The following is an 18879-nucleotide window of genomic DNA, read 5'->3' on the forward strand; positions in this document are numbered from 1 at the left end:
GATAGAACCATATACATTTATAAAGTTAATTCCGCTATCATATTTACTCGTTGATTTCATGACAGCTTCTAATTTGCTTTCACTAACTTTAGATTCATATTCTTCACGCCAATTTTTATAATCTGAATTTCCAATAAGGTAATCTGTACTTACATTGAAATGTTTGGATAATTGTATTTTAATATCATCATTTGGCGTACTATTACCGTTTTCATACATTGAGATTGTTGTTTTACCAACTCCCAAAAGTTTTGCTAAAGTTTCTTGAGTCATATTTCTTTCTGCCCGTAGTTTCTTTATCCGTTGTCCTATTTTACTCATAAGTTCACCTTGTTCAAAAAAATTGTACTTTATAACTATATAATATAGTGAAAGTTCAAAAAAAACAAACTTATTATTGACAAGTTCAAAAATCTTGTATAAACTATGAAATATAAAGTTCAAGAAACTTGCACTTTAAAGGAGGTGATTTATTGAAGTCTTTGAAAGAGCTTCGAGAGGAGCGCGGTATTACTCAACAGCATATGGCTGATATATTGGGGTATTCTAGCAAGAGCGGTTATTTCATGTTGGAAAATGGAAATCCTCAAAACATTTCTTTAGGAAAACTTACAATTATCGCTAAAGAGTTTAATTTGACTGTTGAAGAGTTAAAAAATTTTTTAATTAATTAGTTCAAGAAACTTGAATAAAATAGAGTTAACGAGGAGGTTATGAGATGTGTCGAAGAATAAAAATCGTAAATCTAGATGAGTGGGAAGACTCTATATACATTAGAGCAAAGTGAGGATGGGAATAATTTAGGAGGAGATACCCCATGACAAATTACAGAAGTTTTATGCCAATGCAAAGTGTGGATGAAGTTTTAGACATATACCAAACATACGGAGATATCGTTATAAACCGTTTGGCGTATAGCGTCGAAGAATTCATGGAAACTATCCAAAGGCAGGAGCTAATTGTTTTAAAAGCTGAAGAAAAAAGAGGAGCATCTTCTATGGAAGTACGGGCTAGACGTGAGTACTTGCATTATTTATACAGTGTGCAGTTTGCATTAGGTGTTTAAGGAGGTATATATGGACAATATGATGCCGCTTGTAGTTGATAGATTTGAAGCGGCGAAGTTATTAAATTGCAGCGTACAGTCTATAGATAATCTGAAAAAAGAAGGTAAATTGAAGCCTTTACCAGATGTCCCTGGTATAAGATTTGCACTCAAGGACATTGAGGCATTGGCAGGTATTGAAAGTGAGTACAGTCCCTTTCAGTATCGTTGCTTAAAAGAAGAAAACGAGCAGTTAAAAGCTCGTATAAAGCAATATAAAAAAGCACTATCCAAAGTACGGATAGCGCTAGAGGTAAATGCAATTAGAGAGGTGGACGATGAACAGCAATTTATTTAGACCCATCGATGAAGTCGTGGCGATTTTCAATCGATATGGTTGGGTCGCATATGAATATGGCGGACATGTTACGCCCTCTGAGTTTTTAGCATCTATAAAAAAATATGAGGAAATGCTAAAGAATCCAATAGAAAGTGTGCCCCAATTTTTACCAAAGACACCTGAGAATATACAGGATTGGGAAATGCGGATTCGTAAAACATTACGTCAAATGTATTTGGTCCGTGGCGCTATAGGAGCATCAAAGGAGGTGTAATCATGAAATGGATAGCGGGCATAGCACTGTTTGCTGTATTTGGGTTGTTAGAAGGTAGTGATGTACAAGGTTTTGAAATTACATCCGCCATGTGGTTATTGATGTTACTAACAACCATTATGGCAGGGGCTATTCTTTTGAAGGGGGATGAATAATGAAAAATGCTTTTGAGTGGATTTGCATGGTATTCCTAGGCTCAGTAACATTTTATATCTTGTTTTTAACTGTATTTTGTTTGTTGGTGGAGTGATGCATATAAAACATAGAATTAGAACGCATCATTGTAGTAGATGCAATAAAAAATTAAAAGGTAGCTATCACTATTATGTGGTAGATCCGATTTTAAATCGGTGTATCAAGGTATGCAAATCATGCCATGAGATACACATTAGGGCAAAAAGAAAAGGACGTCCTGCACTAACAGAAACGTCCACAAACAATATGACAAATTAATTATACCATAAGGAGCAAGTAATATGACAGAAAACGAAATAAAAAAGGCTAAAAAAATTACCAAATCGCTACTACTAATTAATATAGCGTTTGGTTACAGTGTTTTTGACGATGAACGAATTCGATTGGTTGTTAGGATGTTACTACAAAAAAATATGACACTCCGTAGTGTGGATATAGAGAATTGGCTTTGGTCGCGTAAAAGTCCACCAACATTTCACGATATTTTAGATATGGCTGTAGAGTGTCATATTGAGTAAATTATTCGTTATCTAACTTTGATAGTTCGAGAATCTTTAATAAAAAATATCGTTTTTGCAATGTTGGCTGAGTACAAACGTCAGATGGAAAGGGTGAGAATATGAAAAAATACCACGTGGGCAACTGTCATAAGTGTGGGCATAAAGAAATAATCCCACACGATGAGCAATATATCAAAAATCCTAAATACTGCACACAGTGTGGGGTGAGAATTAACTATTCTATTGAATACTATGAAAATTTAAAAACAAGATGGGATGTCGTTATTCTTCGTTACAAGAGGAGAAATAACCTAGTTGGTTAAATATGGTAATACCTCCACAATCTGGGCAAGCCTTGCAATACGGCTCTAGGTCGATTTTTCTTCCGTTATTGTTTTCACAATATGGATTAGTGCAATAGTTTTTTGCTTCTGCACCGCAGTTTACACAGTACGCTGCATTTGTATAAATGTACTCTACATGTCCACAAACAATACATTCTTTTGATTCTAGTTCGTCCATTATAATCACCTCCTTTCAAGGTGATTATATCAAAAGGAGTAAACAATATGACAAATAAAAACATTCCATCTGATATGGATTTCAAATTTTTTAAAGAGGGCGCTAATAATGTACCTGCACTATTAGTACACGTAAAAGCCGTAATGTTAAACGCATCAGCATATAGGCTTATTGGGAAACCGCCAGGCCTGAAGATTGGCATTAGTGATGCTGAAAGAGTTATTTATGTTTGGCCTGTAAACGATAAAGGGGACGATGATGCAATCTATCTGTCTGATTATTGCATGAGTGTTGAAAAGGCCATGATTAGTACCAAATGCAACGTAAGGGATACGCTTGTACGGATGGGGTTAGAAAAGAATAACCCTGGTACCTATGATGGCGAGAAATTGATTTTTAAATTCTAGGAGGTACGACATGCTATATGGTCCAACTATTGGTATTTATAATGGCAGGCATTATCAAATACGGTTCAATGCGTTTAAGCACCCCTGCGGATATGTTCGTATTGAAGATGAAGATATCGATATATTGCGAAACTTAGCCGAGTATGACTGGGATACCGTAAATGAATATATCGCCATGCACGGAGGATGTACTTTCGTAGGCCAACTATCAGATGAAAAAGGCATGTGGATTGGTTTTGATACGAAGCATTGCTTTGATAATAAAGCAACACGAACAATCGAGTTTGTAAAAAACGAATGTATGTATATTATTGACCAATTAAAGGAGAAATAACTATGAACCAATTTACAATCGAATTTAAAGATGCAAAAGATTTATCTAAGAAAATTGCGGAATATAACGCATTGATGAACTCTGTTAATGAAGCGGTAGAAGTATCTACTGTAAAAGAAAAGGTAAAAAAAGCATTTAAAGAGCAAACGGCAAGTGTTGAATCGCCAAAAGAGAAACCTCAAATGGTTGTAGAATCCCCAGTAAAAGAAGTGCAGGAATCGGAAATAGTAAAAACTGAAACAGAACCAACACCAGTTGGAGTAGTAGATACTGAAAAAGTAGAAGAACCTACTGCAGAACCTGCGCCACCTGCGGAAGAGACAACCGAACCTCCTGTTACAGATTTTGACGGCAATCCCGTAGAGCCTAAACCTGTAGAAGAACCTACACCAGCGGTCGAAGAAGCGAATGAGCCAATCGACAAAAAAGCATACTGGGCTAAATTCAAAGCCTGGATGGGAGAAGATAAAGAACGTGGAGTTAAAGCGTTCAAAGTATTTGTCGGTCATGGTTTGACTAAAGCAACAAGCGACTCGTTAACCGATGAAATCATGGCAGAACTTGATGAGTTGATGGCGTAGTAATAGACAGGAGCAAAAATAATGGCAAATATTAATCAATACAAATCAATTATAGAGGAATTAGAAGGTCGTATAGACCTTCTAAAGAGTGCGCTTGAGTTAGACCCTGATGAAACGGAAGGATATCTAAGCGCTATCAAGTACTGCGAAGAACAAATTGATGCGGCGAGGTGGATTATACACGCCGACAAAATCGTATCTAAACACCTCAAGAAAGAAGAGCCTACAAAAGAGAATAAGCCGAAAAAATCTACTAAGAAAAAGGCAGAACCAAAAGCCGAAACTAAACCTGTAGAAGAACCTACACCAGCGGTCGAAGAACAAACAGACATCTTTGATATGTTCGGTGATTAAGGCGGTGCTACATGGAGATATTGGCAAGCGTTCATATTCCTAAGATGTTTGAAAGCATCATCCTTGAAAGTCGTTATAGTGCTGATTATACAACTATTTACCACGATTCATGTGGTATGGTTTTTGGCGGTAAATGGGAACGTAAATATAATGGGTGGAATGGCTATTTTACAGCCGCTAAACATTATGTATGTCCCAAATGTGGTCGATATTCAGACACTTACGTAGACGCTATTTATCGATACGACGATGAAGAAGCGATTGTTCCTACATCATTAGTTATGGACGTTGTAAGTTTTAAAAATTACCTGGATTTGCGAGTTAGGTATACAGGCATAGAGCTGTATTACGATGGTACAGCCAAAAAGATTAAAAATGTAAAGCAAGTTCTTCGGTTTGATTTTAAAAGAAAGCGATGTTTATTAATCGATAGCATCGAAGGTAAGAAGGTATTAACACATCACGATATTGATGATGGTGCGCCGTTACCAATCCTTACAGTATTTGGTGATTCAATAGCGATGATGCGATGCAATAAAAAAGCAATTAACCATCTTTATAAGGTATTTCGATTGGAATTTGTGAAGCGGTGTTCGGAATTGTATGGATTTGATGTTAAGGATACATACATTTCACATTCTAGTGTTGGCCGACAAGGGTATGGTGGCACAATGCTATGTAATTTAATTTGTAAGTTAATAGCGCCTGATATGCCCAATATAGTTACGTTAGCAAAGAGTGCTAATCGATGGATAAGTTATCTTGCCAGCATTGATTGTGTACCTGATGATGTATTTAATTTAACAAAAACTGGTGTATCTTTCATTGATGCTTTGTGCGCTGTATATTTGGCACCTAATAATCGGAAATTACGACGGGTTATGATTAGTGATCCGATGATAGTAACTACATCTTCATTTATCCGTAAATTCAAAGATGTGAATGCAGTAAACACTCTATTAGATGACTTCGTTAAACGACCAGATAGAGCTTTTATGTTAAAAGATTATCGATATATTAATGAAGTGCTTGATATTCTTTTTAGCAAATTTCAAGAAATGCAAATTGCTAAGTTTTTAATTAAAGAGGATATAACCTCTATTAGAGACATCATCGTTATGGTTCATGAGCTAAAACCTGAAAACGTTAAAAAACTACAAGAAATGCGTTTTAAGCTGAAAAATTTCCATGATGTAGTTATGGAGATTCATGATAAACAGGAATTTGGACACATTCAATTGCCTGTTGTTCAAACGTTAAATGCAGATGTAAAAGGTATGCACTTTATAACACCGACTACTGCATTTGATTTAAAGCATATCGGACGAAAACTAAACAATTGCGTTGGAAGCTACACAAAACGTGTATTGGATAATGAATCCGCCATTGTAGTAGTAACAGACGATTCCATGAATCCGGTGGCATGTTTAGAGTTACGGAATACATCGATTGGTGCCAATCCTAAATTCAATAAGTTAGTCCAAGCAAGAATGTTTGGTAATACACCAACATGGAAAAATGAAAACGTAAATTCCGCTGTGCTGACATGGGCAAAGCAATTAAAAATAAAGCCTACCACAATTGACGTCGAGGCACAAGTGAGTTAGAAAGGAGCAAAATATGATAGCAAGGGATGTAATAAGTGAAATATATATTGTGTTAGATACGGAGGCATATTATGAGGCTGATTAAATTAGAGCTTTTAAATTTCAAAGGATTAGAACAATTTGAATTTGAGTTTGACGGACTATCCGCAACCATTCGTGGCGATAATGCTACTGGCAAAACTACACTATTTGATGCCATGTGTTGGTTGCTCTTTGGCAAAGATAGTTTAGATAGGGCAGACTTTCAACTCAAGACATTACGCAATGGCGAACCAATTCACAAGGTCAACCATGAAGTGACAGGTACATTTAAATTGGATGACGGACGGACGGTTGAGCTAAAGCGTGTGTTCCGTGAAAAGTATTCAAGTCCTCGTGGTGGTGATGTGCAACTCACAGGCCATACAACGGATTATTTTATTGATGGTGTGCCATCGAAAGAAAAGGAATATAAGGCATTCATCAATTCCTTGATTAGCGAAGATGTATTCAAGTTAATTACGAACCCGTTATATTTCAATGAGCAATACAGCTGGCAAAATCGCCGTAAATTGCTGTTAGAGATGTGCGGTGATATAGATGACCAAGACGTCATTAAAAGTCGTTCAGACCTAAATAAATTAACTCAAATATTGAATGGTCGAAACGTAGAAGACCATCGTAAAGTGGTTGCAGCGAAAAAAACGGCAATCAATAAAGAATTGGACATGATCCCTATTCGTATTGATGAAGCTATTCGTAATAAGCCTGAAATTTTGTGTGATAAAGCTAAATTGGAAATTGATATAAAAAATATCGAAAATGGAATTAAAGACCTGGAAGAACAAAAGGCATTAATTGAACATAATCTTGCGAATGTGGAACGTGAAAGTCAAATAAAAGCACTTAAACGAACCATTAAAGCGCGAGAAGGTGAGTTGAGGGGTGAACATATTAGAGTGCATCAATACCTCCATACAGAGCGAAATAATCTATTTAATGAACTTCAAATGTTACGTCATGATTGTGATAGGCATGCAAAACGAATCGATGAGCTTATTAAGGATATTGCACAATGCGATGCTAGAATTGAGCGTTTGAAAACTCAGTTTGATACGGTTAATAGTCGAGAATTCAATTCTGAATTATGTCCTACATGTTATCAGCCGTTACCTGAAGATAAGCAAAAAGAGTTAGAAGTGCAGTTCAATATGAATAAATCACGAGAGCTAGACGAGATTCAAATGTTGCTGAAATCTCAACAAAACTTGAAATCGGATTATTTACAACAACAAGATTTGATATCCACTCAATATGACAATGCGAATACTGAACTTATGCAATGGGAAGTGAAGTATAACGATGCTATGAAAGCATATGCTGAGCATCAAGAGCCTAACATAGATGAAGATGCTGTATATATTGATTTACAAGCTCAATTATTCATGCTCGAATCCGCTATGGATGATAATAACGGCGATGAGTTGGTACTGGCTAAAATTGATGGCGATATTGTTGAAATGAAGGACAAGCGTAACCTGCTTGAGCGTGAACTTAATAAATATAAAATGCATGCCGATATTGACGCTCGTGTAGCTGAATTAGAAGCGGAACAGCAACGGCTTGTAAACGAAAAGAACGAGCTAGATGAAGCATCATTCTTGATGGATGAATTCGTCAAAGCAAAAGTAGAAATGTTGGAGCAATCCATCAATAGCCGATTTAAATTAGCTCGATTTAAAATGTTTAATACGCTTGTAAATGGCGGTATTGAGGAATGTTGCGAAACGACATATAACGGCGTGCCGTACAGAAGCATGAACAATGCAGCACGTATCAATGTTGGGTTAGATATTATCAATGCATTAACTGATTTTTACAAAGTATCCGCCCCTGTATTTGTAGACAATGCGGAAGCGGTTACCGAATTTACAGATGTTAACAGCCAAGTGATCTATTTAGTCGTAGATGGCAATTTTGAAGAATTAACTATTATTTAGGAGGTATAACATGGCTAATGAAGTAGCAGTAAAACAATCAGAAGTTGTAGTTGGGTTTAATTCCGCACAAGGTTTTGAATTATTACAACGGCAGGCAAAGATGTTTAATTCATCTACATTGGTTCCGCCTCAATATCAAGGTGAACAGAATTTTGGGAATGCTGTAATTGCATTAGAAATGGCGAGCCGTATGAATGCATCTCCTTTAATGGTCATGCAAAATTTGTACATCGTGTATGGTAATCCTGGTTGGTCATCTAAATTTCTAATCTCTATGTTTAATCAATGCGGTAGGTTTTCGGCAATTAAATACAAAGAAACTGGGGTGCGTGGTACTGACAGTCAAGGTATTGTAGCTTACACAACAGAATTGGCTACTGGCGAAATTATACTGGGTCCAGAAGTTACTATTTCGATTGCTAAGCAAGAAGGTTGGTATGACAAAAAAGGTTCAAAATGGAAGACAATGCCTGACCAAATGTTACGCTATAGAGCTGCAGCTTGGTTGATTAGAACTACAGCTCCTGAATTATCAATGGGGCTACAAACTGCCGATGAAGTCATCGATGTACAAGGAAAGGTGCACGACGAACTTATAACTAATGTTGCTCAAACTATCGAGAATAATGCTAATACAGAAGTGTTAGATATTCCGCAGGAAAAACATACTTTTGTAGATGTAGAAACAGGTGAGGTTATTGATGATGCTGCATTATTTGGTGATTAGATGATTAGCATAGAGACATTCGGTAGTAGCTCGGCAGGGAACTGCTACCGAATTAAATCAAGCGTGAATGGCGATGAATTACTACTTGATGTAGGATTACCATTCAAAAAAATTCAACAGTGCTGTAGATTTAATCTCTCGCATCTTGTGGGCGTATTAGTAACTCATGAACATGGGGACCATTCCGCTGGTGCAGGTGATATGGTACGGCTAGGACATCATGTATATATGCTAAAAGAATGCGCTCAGGCGCTTAATATGGATGGTAAACATACTTGCCATATAGTAACACCTAAGACGTCATTTAAAGTTGGTATATTCGTTATTATGCCGTTTGAATTGGAGCATGATGTGCCTAATGTGGGCTTTCTAATTTCCGATGGTGAGGAAAAGCTACTGTATATTACCGATACGTATTACTGTAAATACACATTTAAAGGGGTGCACCATATCCTTGTTGAGTGCAATCATTCGTACAGTATTTTAAATGCTAAAGTACAAGCAAATGAGCTTTCACAAAAGCGTATGGAGCGATTAATACAGTCGCATTTTTCCCTGGAAAACGTCATCAAATTTCTAAAGGCTATGGATTTATCCGAATGTAAAAGTATTCATTTAATCCATCTATCCGATGGCAATTCAAATGAAGAAGAGTTCAAAAGTGCTATTCAAGCAGTAACTGGTAAATATGTAGTTGTGGCTAGGAGGTGAGGCGATGGCCAGAGAAAAGGAGAAAGATGTTCCTAGGTATTTTAGTCACGATACCAATGCTAGTAGTGACCCTAAAATCATAGCTATGGAGTTACAATTCGGCGTCATTTCTTATGCCTGGTGGTGGAAAATAATCGAAAAATTGGCTGTTCAGAGTGAATATAAATTACCGTTAAAGAAGTATACTTTTATCGCTTTGGCCGATGATTTTAAAATCGAAAAAGATGATATTTTAACAAAATTGAACACGTGTTCAACAGGTGCTCAAACAAATTTAACACCCAATGAATTTGTTCGTTTGTTCATTTTTTGTTTAATTGACGATTTTGACCTGCTAGAAACAGATGGCGAATACTTTTGGTCTCCCAGTTTAACAAATCGAATGGAGCTAAGAAAATCAAAAGAGTTACAAACCTCGGAAAAACGTAGGCTTGCGGGCATCGCTAGTGGTGAAGCAAGGCGTAAAAAGAAACAAAATTTAACACTTGTTGAACAAAATCCAACACATGTTCAACAAAACGAACTAAGTAAAGTAAAGGAAAGGAAAGTAAATATAGAAGAAGAAGAAGAAGAGAGAACGCGCGCGACTGTAATTTCAAATTCAGAGGATAGACCAAAATTACAAACTGAATGGCCAAACAAAAAAGCGTACGATTTATACATAAAAAGAATCGGTGCAATGTCCCCTGTAATTAAGGAACGTTTGGATGATTTGGTTGAACTATACCAAATGGATGCCGTGATAGTTGCCATTAACACATCGGCTGACAATGGTGGCAATAGCATTGGGTATGTGGAACGGGTAGTCGTTGACAATTTAAAAAAGGAGGTGCAAAAAGCAAATGGAAGCAATCGACGTAGTGGGAGCAATCGAACAGATAAGGAAAAAACAGACGGAACGGATATCAACTGGGCGGAAGAACCCGACCACTTGTAAAGAAGCGTTCAAATTCATTACGCCAGTATATGATGATCCGATTGTAGTTGAACGCAAACCTGACTTATCGCATTACGGCATCAAAGATGGGTATGCACATATGACGTTTGATAAATTGAAAGCATGGGGGGCGCCACCTATTGATAGGGATGCTTACAACAATGCTTTCAAATACGGTGTACATATTCGAGAACATGTCGCTGCAGGTAGAGGGCTTATACTGCTCGGACCTGTAGGGACAGGCAAGACATCTCTGGCTATTAGCATATTACGTAAGGCGATTGACCAAGGATATAAGGGATGCTTCATTTCAATGGTGAGTTTGTTCGACACCATGCTCACCTTGATTGATGGATCCGCTGAACACCGATTGCGATTTGAAAATCGTATCAAAAATTCGCCGTTATTAGTCCTCGATGACTTTGGTGCAGAATACGACAATAAATTAGTCGTCCAAAAGGTGAACGCCATTATATCTGACCGCGTTGAAAGCAGGAGACCTACGATATTAACAACAAACTTATCTGTAAGCCAATTGCAAGCAAGGTATGATGCTAGAATTTATGACCGGTTAAAAGCGACATCCTTTGTATTGAAGTTTGAAGGACAATCAAAACGTGAAGCGCCAAATATTAGTGAAATTTAATTATTTGCGTTATACGGCGATTTTATATCTCTGACAATAAAATATACTTAAAGAGATTTAGACGTGCGTTTTTGGCGATAATAGACGCCTTAAATCGAAAAATAAAAACGAACATATATGTGAGGTGATACAAAAATTGAAACAACTTGTAATTTATGGCCGACCAACTACGAAAAAAAATTCCTCTAGGATTATCAAAATCGGACGTTATCCTAAAGTGTTACCATCAAAAGCATTTTGTCAGTATGAAGCTGACGCATTGAAACAGTTGCAATTCTTCAGAAAGCGTAGTTATACATCGGGCCCTGTACAGATTAGGTGCCGCTATTACATGCCTGATTTTCGCTGGTGGCCTGATTTGGTCGGCCTATTACAAGCGACATCAGACATTTTAACTACGGCAAACATAATTGATGATGACAAGTGGATTGTTAATTATGATGGTTCGGAGATTGTGGGAATTGATAAGCAAAACCCGAGGGTAGAAATTGATATTATCCCTTGTGTAGGTGAGCATATATTGCATGAATTGCACAAACGGAAGGAGCAGAAAAATAATTGAAAGTAGACATGATTTGGATATTCATATTAGGTGTTATGCTTGGCTCTTCGATAGGTGTAATGATAACTTGCTTATGCGTGCTTGCAAAGCGGGCAGATGAAAGGTCTGCACGAATGTTAAATAGGAGCAATGGAGATGACAGTACAGGAAGGTAAATATTGGCGCAAAGTACGAACTGGACATTCTATTTTCAAATTTCAAGATGGTTCATATGCAAGAATTGTATTAGAGGATGCAAAAGTCGAGCCAAAATTACATGAATTAGGGCAACAATGGCGAAGAATAGCTAATCACTTAAAAAATAGCTATGGATTGAAAGTATTCAAGTGTGATAGTACTGAATACTATGACAATATCGAGGATGATGTATAAAAGGTGTTAAATAATGAGTTTAGAATCGCAAATGTTTCTAGTCGGTATTGTACTTGGAGCTATAATGTGGAATCACATTAGGGATTTACGGCATACTTACGTATATGTAAAAACGATAGAAGGCGAATATCTAAAAGCCCAATTACACAGACAAAAATATGGTTATGTCGATGGTGAGATTAAAAAGGTGGCCGATGTGACAATAATGATCCGCGCGGATGTTGATATGGATACTATAGTTAGTATGGAAAGGGGAAAATAATGCTTTGGTTTTTATTTTTTTGCTTATTATTAGGTATAGGATGTGCAGAAGATACACATTCACCAATAGCTGTATCGCTGATATTTATAGCGTGGTGCGTATTGGTGTATTACCTAGCGGTAAACGGATACATCGATTAACTGAATATGCGTCAAAACTAATTAAAGATTTAAGAATTAGAGGGTAAAAAATGAGCAACAAGGTAAAAATTAATAAGCAGGTAGAGGATTACATGATGACAAGCCTTGCAATCAGACAACTAATAGATGCTATTAATGCAATCGAGGATTTACAGGAATCATCAACCAATCCTTTATTGCTTGAACTGACGAAGCATGTAGATAAAGAGTTGATTAAAGCTGCGAAGCTGTTAGCAGTTTATGTAAATGATAACTACGAGATTGAGGGGTGAATTATGAATAACATACCGCAATTTTTAGCCCACTTGCCGATTTGGAATGAAACCCCAATGAGTAAGGGGCAAAGTGCACCAGTTAAATATGTTAGTGAGTATTATCCGACATGTAGAGGTGATAAACGAGGTGGGCCAGGTGGTGGCAGACCTAGAAAAACACCCAAATATAAAGAGTGTGTCGTATGTGGCAAAACTTTTGAAGTTAAAAATGGATGCACAAAGCAACAAACATGTGGACGTGAATGTGGTTACAAATTAGCGAGTGCAGTCAAAAGAGGTGAAAAATTATGAAAAAGAGATTGGCTAAGAAAAAACTAGTGCAACGTGGCAAGCGAACTAAACGAGGTAATTAATATGACCGAAGAGGAAATTATAAAAGTAGCCACTAAAACTGCTATTGAAGTATACGAACAACGAATTGAACGCGAGCAAGAGGTACGCCGAAAGCGTGCTAGAGATAATACCAAGAAATTATTGAGAGGGTATAATGAGCTCAAAGAGCACTGCGAGCATGCAATAGCAAATACAGAAGACAGCGTACCAAGTGATCTACAATTAATATTGGCAGAAGTATTTGACCGGAAAGGTCTTTTAAAAGTTGAAGCAATCGCTGCATCTAAGCGACGAACTCAATTAATTATTGAACATATCGATTGCATGCTAGATGTGTATCGCAAACAATGTGCATATAGGAGCTCAGAAAACTTTTATGTATTGATGGCCTATTACGTACATGGAGATAATATCAAGATGATTGCCGATGATGTAGCTGTCAAAAAGGGGGTTAAGAGCCTTGATGAAAGGACGATTTATAGATATTTAGAACAAGCGGAAAGTGACTTAAGCCTGTTAATATGGGGGTTGCAAGCTGTTTAGTTTTATAAAATTGAAACTTGACAAGCGTGTCAGTAACCTGTCATTTTCACGTCAAAACAAACATGTTATAATAGTACTGTCAAAAATTGTTTTTGCTCCTTACATAAGCAATTTGGCAAAATTAGAAGACTCGACAAAACGTAAATCTTACTACGCAAAACAGCTCTATCACTAAATGTGGTAGGGCTTTTTTGTATGCAAAAAATCAGAAAAGAGGTGATACGATTGACAGATGTATGTTGTGATAAGAAAGCTTGTTTGAATAATGCAAAAGGTTGGTGCAAAGCTAAAGGCATTCACATAAATGGCATGTGTAAATCGTATGCACCTGCTGATACGTTAATTAAAACTAAGACCGCTAGAGTTGAAAAGCAGCGTGGTAAATAACAGAAAAATGGTTGTTTGAAGTAAAGGAGGTGATTATGTGACACCGAAGCAAGAGAAATTTTGTGTTGAGTACCTGGTGGACCTAAATGGTACTCAAGCGGCCATTAGGGCTGGATATAGTGAGAAAACGGCCAATAGGATAGCTAATCAGTTATTGTCAAAACTTGACATTAAAAACCGCATTAAAGAACTACGTGAAAGAGAATTTGATAACTCCATAGCGACCGCAAAAGAGGCGGAGGCGTTTTTAGCGAAAGCCATGCGCGGCGAGATTGAGGAAGAAGTGATTGTTACCGAAGGCGTAGGCGAAGGCTGTAGTGAGGCTCGCATCATCAAAAAAAGCATTTCTGCTAAGGACCGCATCAAGGCGGCGGAATTGATTGGTAAGCGTAATCAACTCTTTACTGATAAAGTTAAAATAGATAGTGCCGTTCCTATTGTGATTATAGGGGAAGGTGAAGTATATGATTGAAAAGTTATATCTACCTGACATAATCGGCAAAGGATATGGTGAATTTTGGCGCTTTAAAGGTCGGTACAAGGTCGTAAAGGGAAGCCGTGCGAGCAAAAAGTCATCTACACAGGCGCTGAAAGTAATTGTAGAGATGATTCAGAATCCTCATATCAATTGGTTAGTGGTTCGTAAGACTGAGCGAACGCTACGGGATAGTTGTTTTGCTCAACTAAAGTGGGCAATACGAAGATTGAAAGTAGAGCCGTATTTTAAGTGCACAACGTCACCACTAGAAATTATTTATGAGCCGACCGGTCAAAAGATATTGTTCCGTGGCCTTGATGATCCTTTAAAAGTAACATCAATCACTGTAGATGTTGGTGGACTTTGCCGTCTCTGGGTGGAGGAAGCATATGAGATAACATCGGAAGATGCATTCAACAGATTAGATGAATCTATTCGTGGTCAGTTGCCAGAGGGTATGTATCACCAAGTAGTGTTAACATTTAACCCTTGGAGTGATAGGCATTGGCTAAAGAAACGATTCTTTGATGAGCCGAGTCCTAATGTGTTAGCCATGACAACGAATTATTTATGTAATGAATTCCTCAGTGAATCCGACTTAGTCTTATTTGAAGAGATGAAGAAGAATCCTAGACGATATGCCGTGGCTGGAAAAGGTGAATGGGGTGTTGTAGATGGGCTGGTATACGACGATTGGGAAGAACGAGCTTTCGATTGGCGAGAGGTTACGAAAAAGCCTAGTGTACGTAGCGCATTTGGACTTGATTTCGGTTTTACTAACGATCCTAGTGCATTGTTTTGTGGTTTAGTCGATACAGAGGCTCGTGAAATTTATGTATTCGACGAAATGTACCAACGCGGTATGTCGAATGAGGATATTATCGAAAAGATAACCGAAATGGGATACAGTAAAGAACGAATTAAGGCCGATAGTGCTGACCCTAAATCTATTGCATATCTTCGTAAGAATGGCTTGCGTAATGTGCGTGGTGCTAAAAAAGGCCCTGACTCAGTACGCGCAGGCATATCTCTTATTCGTGGGTATAAAATTATCATCCATCCTCGGTGTGTGAAGTTCATTACTGAAATTAGTAATTATGTTTGGGACAAGGATAAGTTCGATAACATGATAAACAAGCCTATTGATGATTTTAACCATCTCATGGATGCTATGCGATATGCATTGGAAGAATTCGATGGGCGCAAAGGTGTTAGCGTATTAATGTAAGGAGGTGATCTATTGGAAATAGAATTAGTTAAAAAGTTAATCAAGAAACATACTATTGGTCATACAGCTGTTGTCAGTCAGGTGGAGCAATCAGACAGATACTACGCTGTTAAGAATGACATCATGCTGCAAAAGGCGAAGCCTAAAGACCTGAACGAAGCACAACAACAAGGTGATACGTTTAATCCGATGCATCAAGCGGATAATCGTATCGCCTATTCTTTTTATCCGTTGTTAGTTGACCAAAAAACGGCGTATATGTTTACAGCGCCTCCTGTGTTTGACGTAAAAAATGATACACTCAATACAATCATTCTTGATGCGTTAGGCGATGCGTATGAGAAGAAGTGCAAAGATTTATGCGTAAAAGCAACTAATGGAGGGATTGCGTGGGTACACTACTGGATGGATGACGTTGAAGGCTTTCAATGGGCGACTATGCCAGCTAGTGAAGTTATTCCGATTTGGAATAATCGTATCAATACAAAATTAGAAGGCGTATTACGTGTGTATGCCGATATTGACGAAGCAGGCGCTAGCATTACCGTGTACGAGTACTGGAACGATAAAGAGGTACAGGCCTTCTCATTGCGCACTGGTGAGATATTGGACACATTAGCACCGTATACAGCTTTCACAATGATAGACCCTAGCGGTACGAATATGAATGTGGATACCATTCCTCACGATATGGGGCGTGTACCATTTATACCATTTGCTAATAACGCATCTCACACATCGGATTTGGTACGTATTAAATCATTGATTGATACGTATGATACAACCTATAGCGGATTTCTAAACGATTTAGAGGATGTACAAGAGGTCATTTACGTACTAACCAATTACGGTGGTGAAAACCTTGCGGAATTTTTGGATGGCATGAAGAAGTACAAGGCTATTCAAATGGATTCTTCGGGACCCGATGACAGGTCAGGTATTTCCACACTAACGATTGATATACCTATCGAAGCTCGTAAGGAAATGCTAGACATTACGCGTAAGGCGATTTTTGACATGGGTCAAGGTGTAGACCCCCAACAACAAGGGTTAGATGGTACTAGCGGTGAAGCTATGAAATTCTTGTATACATTATTGGAGCTCAAAGCGGGCATGATGGAAACAGAATTTCAACTTGCATTCAATGAGTTAGTTCGTGCCATTTGTAGAGCACATGGCAATGAACATGTGACAATTACGCAAACATGGACGAGAACATCCGTGAAGAATGATAGTGATCTAGTTGCTATGTGTTCACAATCCATGGGTGTTGTATCACAGCGAACTATATTATCGCATCATCCGTTTGTGGAAAATGTTAATGAAGAATTGGAACAGTTAAAAGAAGAAGCGGAGACCAATTCTAATAACATGTATGACGATTGGAAATCTGATCATACGCATGACTCTATGAACGAGCATGACGAAAATGAGGATAACCAATAGTCATATATTTTTATACTCTTATCTCGAGGCAGGTGAACCTCGGTAAAAACCGGAAAGGGAGTTAACACATGACTATCACAGAATTACTTGCAAAACTTGGTATCGCTGATGACAAGCAGGCAGAAGCAACTAAGATTTTTAAAGAGTTTTTAGACGGTGAGTATGTGCCTAAGTCGCGTTTTAATGAGGTTAACGCGGAAAAGAAAAACCTCGAAAGTACTGTTGCTGATAGAGATAAGCAACTAAAAGAGTTAAAGAACGCGGAAGGTGATATCGAAGCTTTTAAACAGCAAATTGCTAAACTCCAAGCAGATAACAAAGTGGCCGCTGCAAAATCTGCAGAAGAAATTAAAAATCTTCGGTTATCTACTGCTATTCAATTGGCTATTGGTGATACAGCACAGGATGCTGAACTCGTTGCTAGTTTAGTTGATACATCTAAGTTAATTCTTGGCGATGATGGCAAAGTAACAGGATTGAATGAACAAATTAAAGCTTTGAAGGAAACAAAAGGCTTTTTGTTCAAACCTGAAGAAGAGACAAAGCCCCAATATAATCCGATTAAAGGGCAGGGTAATCCTAAAGTAAATCCATTTGCTAAGGAGTCGTTTAATTTAACTCAGCAAGCAGAACTTATTAAATCAAATCCAGCTGAAGCTAAAGTATTAGCTGCACAAGCTGGTGTTGAAGTTAATTTTTAATTTAAGGAGGTAACACATGCCAACAACATTAAAAGACGTCATTAATCCAACGCCGCTTTTTGAACAGTACGTTGTAAACCGTACGTCTGAACTATCTGCCATCTTCCAATCCGGTATTATTACTCGTGATAGCCGATTCGACAAATTGGCAAGTGAAGCAGCGCAAGTTCATAATATGCCATTCTTTACGGATTTATCCGGTGATTCTGAGGATGTTGTAGAAGGCGTTACATTAAAAGCGGATAAAATCAACTCTAAAATGGATACATCTACAACGATTCGTCGTGCTAAAATGTGGGCTGCTACTGATTTATCCGCACAATTAGCGGGCACAGACCCTATGGCGGCGATTGGTGATTTAGTAGCTGGGTTTTGGGCACGTGATCATCAAAAAGAATTATTGAATATTCTTAACGGCGTATTTGCTGCCCCATCTATGACTGACCACGTATTAGATATTAGTTCTAAATCAGGTAAGGCTGCTAATTTCTCCGGTGAAGCTTTTATCGATGCTATGCAGCTTATGGGTGATGCTCGTAACTCATTAACGGCTGTTGTCATGCACTCTGCTACTAAATCTTATTTAGATAAATTGAACTTGATTCAAACTATCCGCCAATCCGATGCCACTAGCTTTGATACGTATATGGGCCGTCGTGTTGTAATTGATGATGGTTGCCCTGTTGATACAGGTACTTACACAACGTATTTATTCGGTCAAGGAGCTATTGCATATGGTGTAGGTAATCCAACAGGATTTATTGGTACAGAAGTTGACCGCGATAAAAAGATGGGCTCTGGCGTAAACTATCTCATTTCTCGCAAAGCATTTATTATGCATCCTCGCGGGGTGGCTTGGACTAATACCACTAGAGCTAATTCAGAAAGCGTATCTCGTACTGAATTAGCGAATGCGGATAACTGGAAAATGGTATACGAACCAAAACAAATTCGTATTGTGAAATTTGTTCATAAATTAGGCTAAAGGGGGAT

31 protein-coding genes are annotated in these 18879 nt (G+C 37.8%); 29 read left to right on the forward strand and 2 right to left on the reverse strand.

Annotated elements, in window-relative coordinates; genetic code table 11:
- Positions 1-321: helix-turn-helix domain-containing protein (locus EO120_RS00005; RefSeq protein WP_164725703.1), on the reverse strand; the 321-nt coding region annotated here is incomplete at its 3' end.
- A 152-nt stretch (positions 322-473) separates the two neighbouring features.
- On the opposite strand from EO120_RS00005, the gene EO120_RS00010 reads away from it, so the two are divergent.
- The 6 genes from EO120_RS00010 (at position 474) to EO120_RS00030 (ending at position 2372) form a co-directional block, all read left to right on the forward strand.
- Complete coding sequence (locus tag EO120_RS00010) at positions 474-674, forward strand: helix-turn-helix transcriptional regulator (RefSeq protein ID WP_127133456.1); 201 nt, start codon at positions 474-476, stop codon at positions 672-674.
- A gap of 143 nt (positions 675-817) precedes the next feature.
- The gene (locus EO120_RS00015) at positions 818-1066 is read left to right on the forward strand and encodes a hypothetical protein (protein ID WP_127133457.1); all 249 of its coding nucleotides are present in this window, start codon (positions 818-820) and stop codon (positions 1064-1066) included.
- A 10-nt stretch (positions 1067-1076) separates the two neighbouring features.
- The gene (locus EO120_RS00020; protein ID WP_127133458.1) at positions 1077-1403 is read left to right on the forward strand and encodes a DNA-binding protein; all 327 of its coding nucleotides are present in this window, start codon (positions 1077-1079) and stop codon (positions 1401-1403) included.
- Positions 1384-1659, forward strand: a complete 276-nt coding sequence (locus EO120_RS00025) for a hypothetical protein (protein WP_127133459.1) — start codon at positions 1384-1386, stop codon at positions 1657-1659. The genes EO120_RS00020 and EO120_RS00025 overlap by 20 nt, the downstream gene beginning before the upstream one ends.
- A 2-nt stretch (positions 1660-1661) precedes the next feature.
- The gene (locus EO120_RS09130) at positions 1662-1814 is read left to right on the forward strand and encodes a hypothetical protein (protein WP_164725704.1); all 153 of its coding nucleotides are present in this window, start codon (positions 1662-1664) and stop codon (positions 1812-1814) included.
- 321 nt (positions 1815-2135) lie between these two features.
- Positions 2136-2372, forward strand: a complete 237-nt coding sequence (locus tag EO120_RS00030) for a hypothetical protein (protein WP_127133460.1) — start codon at positions 2136-2138, stop codon at positions 2370-2372.
- Between the two features lie 264 nt (positions 2373-2636).
- On the opposite strand, the gene EO120_RS00035 is transcribed toward EO120_RS00030, so the two are convergent.
- Complete coding sequence (locus EO120_RS00035; RefSeq protein ID WP_127133461.1) at positions 2637-2876, reverse strand: hypothetical protein; 240 nt, start codon at positions 2874-2876, stop codon at positions 2637-2639.
- A gap of 47 nt (positions 2877-2923) precedes the next feature.
- Between EO120_RS00035 and EO120_RS00040 the strand changes: the two genes are divergently transcribed.
- The 23 genes from EO120_RS00040 (at position 2924) to EO120_RS00150 (ending at position 18871) form a co-directional block, all read left to right on the forward strand.
- A complete protein-coding gene (locus tag EO120_RS00040; protein WP_127133462.1) occupies positions 2924-3283 on the forward strand; it encodes a hypothetical protein in 360 nt (119 codons plus the stop codon).
- 10 nt (positions 3284-3293) lie between these two features.
- Positions 3294-3617 (forward strand): hypothetical protein, encoded by a 324-nt coding sequence (locus EO120_RS00045; protein ID WP_127133463.1) that lies wholly within the window; start codon positions 3294-3296, stop codon positions 3615-3617.
- A 2-nt stretch (positions 3618-3619) separates the two neighbouring features.
- Positions 3620-4198, forward strand: a complete 579-nt coding sequence (locus tag EO120_RS00050; protein WP_127133464.1) for a hypothetical protein — start codon at positions 3620-3622, stop codon at positions 4196-4198.
- Positions 4199-4219: 21 nt separating this feature from the next.
- Entirely contained in the window at positions 4220-4552 is a 333-nt protein-coding gene (locus EO120_RS00055; RefSeq protein ID WP_127133465.1) for a hypothetical protein, read from the forward strand.
- An 11-nt stretch (positions 4553-4563) separates the two neighbouring features.
- On the forward strand, positions 4564-6159 hold the full coding sequence (locus EO120_RS00060) for a PcfJ domain-containing protein (RefSeq protein ID WP_127133466.1): 1596 nt from the start codon (positions 4564-4566) through the stop codon (positions 6157-6159).
- 71 nt (positions 6160-6230) lie between these two features.
- The gene (locus EO120_RS00065) at positions 6231-8138 is read left to right on the forward strand and encodes an AAA family ATPase (RefSeq protein ID WP_127133467.1); all 1908 of its coding nucleotides are present in this window, start codon (positions 6231-6233) and stop codon (positions 8136-8138) included.
- 10 nt (positions 8139-8148) lie between these two features.
- Positions 8149-8865, forward strand: coding sequence for a hypothetical protein (locus EO120_RS00070; RefSeq protein WP_127133468.1), 717 nt, complete (start codon positions 8149-8151; stop codon positions 8863-8865).
- Complete coding sequence (locus EO120_RS00075) at positions 8866-9576, forward strand: MBL fold metallo-hydrolase (protein WP_127133469.1); 711 nt, start codon at positions 8866-8868, stop codon at positions 9574-9576. It begins immediately after the preceding gene.
- Between the two features lie 4 nt (positions 9577-9580).
- Positions 9581-10513: a Lin1244/Lin1753 domain-containing protein gene (locus tag EO120_RS00080; RefSeq protein WP_127133470.1), complete on the forward strand. Its 933-nt coding sequence runs from the start codon at positions 9581-9583 to the stop codon at positions 10511-10513.
- Positions 10419-11159 (forward strand): ATP-binding protein, encoded by a 741-nt coding sequence (locus EO120_RS00085; RefSeq protein WP_127133471.1) that lies wholly within the window; start codon positions 10419-10421, stop codon positions 11157-11159. Before EO120_RS00080 ends, EO120_RS00085 begins: the two co-directional genes overlap by 95 nt.
- Positions 11160-11295: 136 nt before the next feature.
- Positions 11296-11721 (forward strand): RusA family crossover junction endodeoxyribonuclease, encoded by a 426-nt coding sequence (locus EO120_RS00090; RefSeq protein ID WP_127133472.1) that lies wholly within the window; start codon positions 11296-11298, stop codon positions 11719-11721.
- A gap of 8 nt (positions 11722-11729) precedes the next feature.
- Entirely contained in the window at positions 11730-11876 is a 147-nt protein-coding gene (locus EO120_RS09350) for a DUF3789 domain-containing protein (RefSeq protein ID WP_420906945.1), read from the forward strand.
- Positions 11857-12093: a hypothetical protein gene (locus EO120_RS00100; protein ID WP_127133473.1), complete on the forward strand. Its 237-nt coding sequence runs from the start codon at positions 11857-11859 to the stop codon at positions 12091-12093. The genes EO120_RS09350 and EO120_RS00100 overlap by 20 nt, the downstream gene beginning before the upstream one ends.
- A gap of 13 nt (positions 12094-12106) precedes the next feature.
- Positions 12107-12355 (forward strand): hypothetical protein, encoded by a 249-nt coding sequence (locus EO120_RS00105; protein ID WP_127133474.1) that lies wholly within the window; start codon positions 12107-12109, stop codon positions 12353-12355.
- Between the two features lie 190 nt (positions 12356-12545).
- On the forward strand, positions 12546-12767 hold the full coding sequence (locus EO120_RS00110; RefSeq protein ID WP_127133475.1) for a hypothetical protein: 222 nt from the start codon (positions 12546-12548) through the stop codon (positions 12765-12767).
- A gap of 3 nt (positions 12768-12770) precedes the next feature.
- Positions 12771-13061 (forward strand): hypothetical protein, encoded by a 291-nt coding sequence (locus EO120_RS00115; protein ID WP_127133476.1) that lies wholly within the window; start codon positions 12771-12773, stop codon positions 13059-13061.
- Positions 13062-13124: 63 nt separating this feature from the next.
- Positions 13125-13646 (forward strand): hypothetical protein, encoded by a 522-nt coding sequence (locus EO120_RS00120; RefSeq protein WP_127133477.1) that lies wholly within the window; start codon positions 13125-13127, stop codon positions 13644-13646.
- Positions 13647-13841: 195 nt separating this feature from the next.
- Positions 13842-14033 (forward strand): hypothetical protein, encoded by a 192-nt coding sequence (locus EO120_RS00125; protein WP_127133478.1) that lies wholly within the window; start codon positions 13842-13844, stop codon positions 14031-14033.
- A 37-nt stretch (positions 14034-14070) separates the two neighbouring features.
- Positions 14071-14505, forward strand: coding sequence for a terminase small subunit (locus EO120_RS00130; protein WP_127133479.1), 435 nt, complete (start codon positions 14071-14073; stop codon positions 14503-14505).
- Positions 14498-15739, forward strand: coding sequence for a PBSX family phage terminase large subunit (locus EO120_RS00135; RefSeq protein WP_127133480.1), 1242 nt, complete (start codon positions 14498-14500; stop codon positions 15737-15739). The genes EO120_RS00130 and EO120_RS00135 overlap by 8 nt, the downstream gene beginning before the upstream one ends.
- 12 nt (positions 15740-15751) lie before the next feature.
- Positions 15752-17185 (forward strand): phage portal protein, encoded by a 1434-nt coding sequence (locus EO120_RS00140; RefSeq protein WP_127133481.1) that lies wholly within the window; start codon positions 15752-15754, stop codon positions 17183-17185.
- A gap of 68 nt (positions 17186-17253) precedes the next feature.
- The gene (locus EO120_RS00145) at positions 17254-17886 is read left to right on the forward strand and encodes a phage scaffolding protein (protein ID WP_127133482.1); all 633 of its coding nucleotides are present in this window, start codon (positions 17254-17256) and stop codon (positions 17884-17886) included.
- Positions 17887-17902: 16 nt separating this feature from the next.
- Positions 17903-18871 carry a major capsid protein gene (locus tag EO120_RS00150; protein ID WP_127133483.1) on the forward strand — a complete coding sequence of 323 codons (969 nt, stop codon included), beginning with the start codon at positions 17903-17905 and terminating at the stop codon, positions 18869-18871.
- Positions 18872-18879 lie beyond the last annotated feature (8 nt).

This window comes from Veillonella caviae (assembly GCF_003992125.1).
Classification (GTDB): Bacteria; Bacillota; Negativicutes; order Veillonellales; family Veillonellaceae; genus Veillonella; species Veillonella caviae.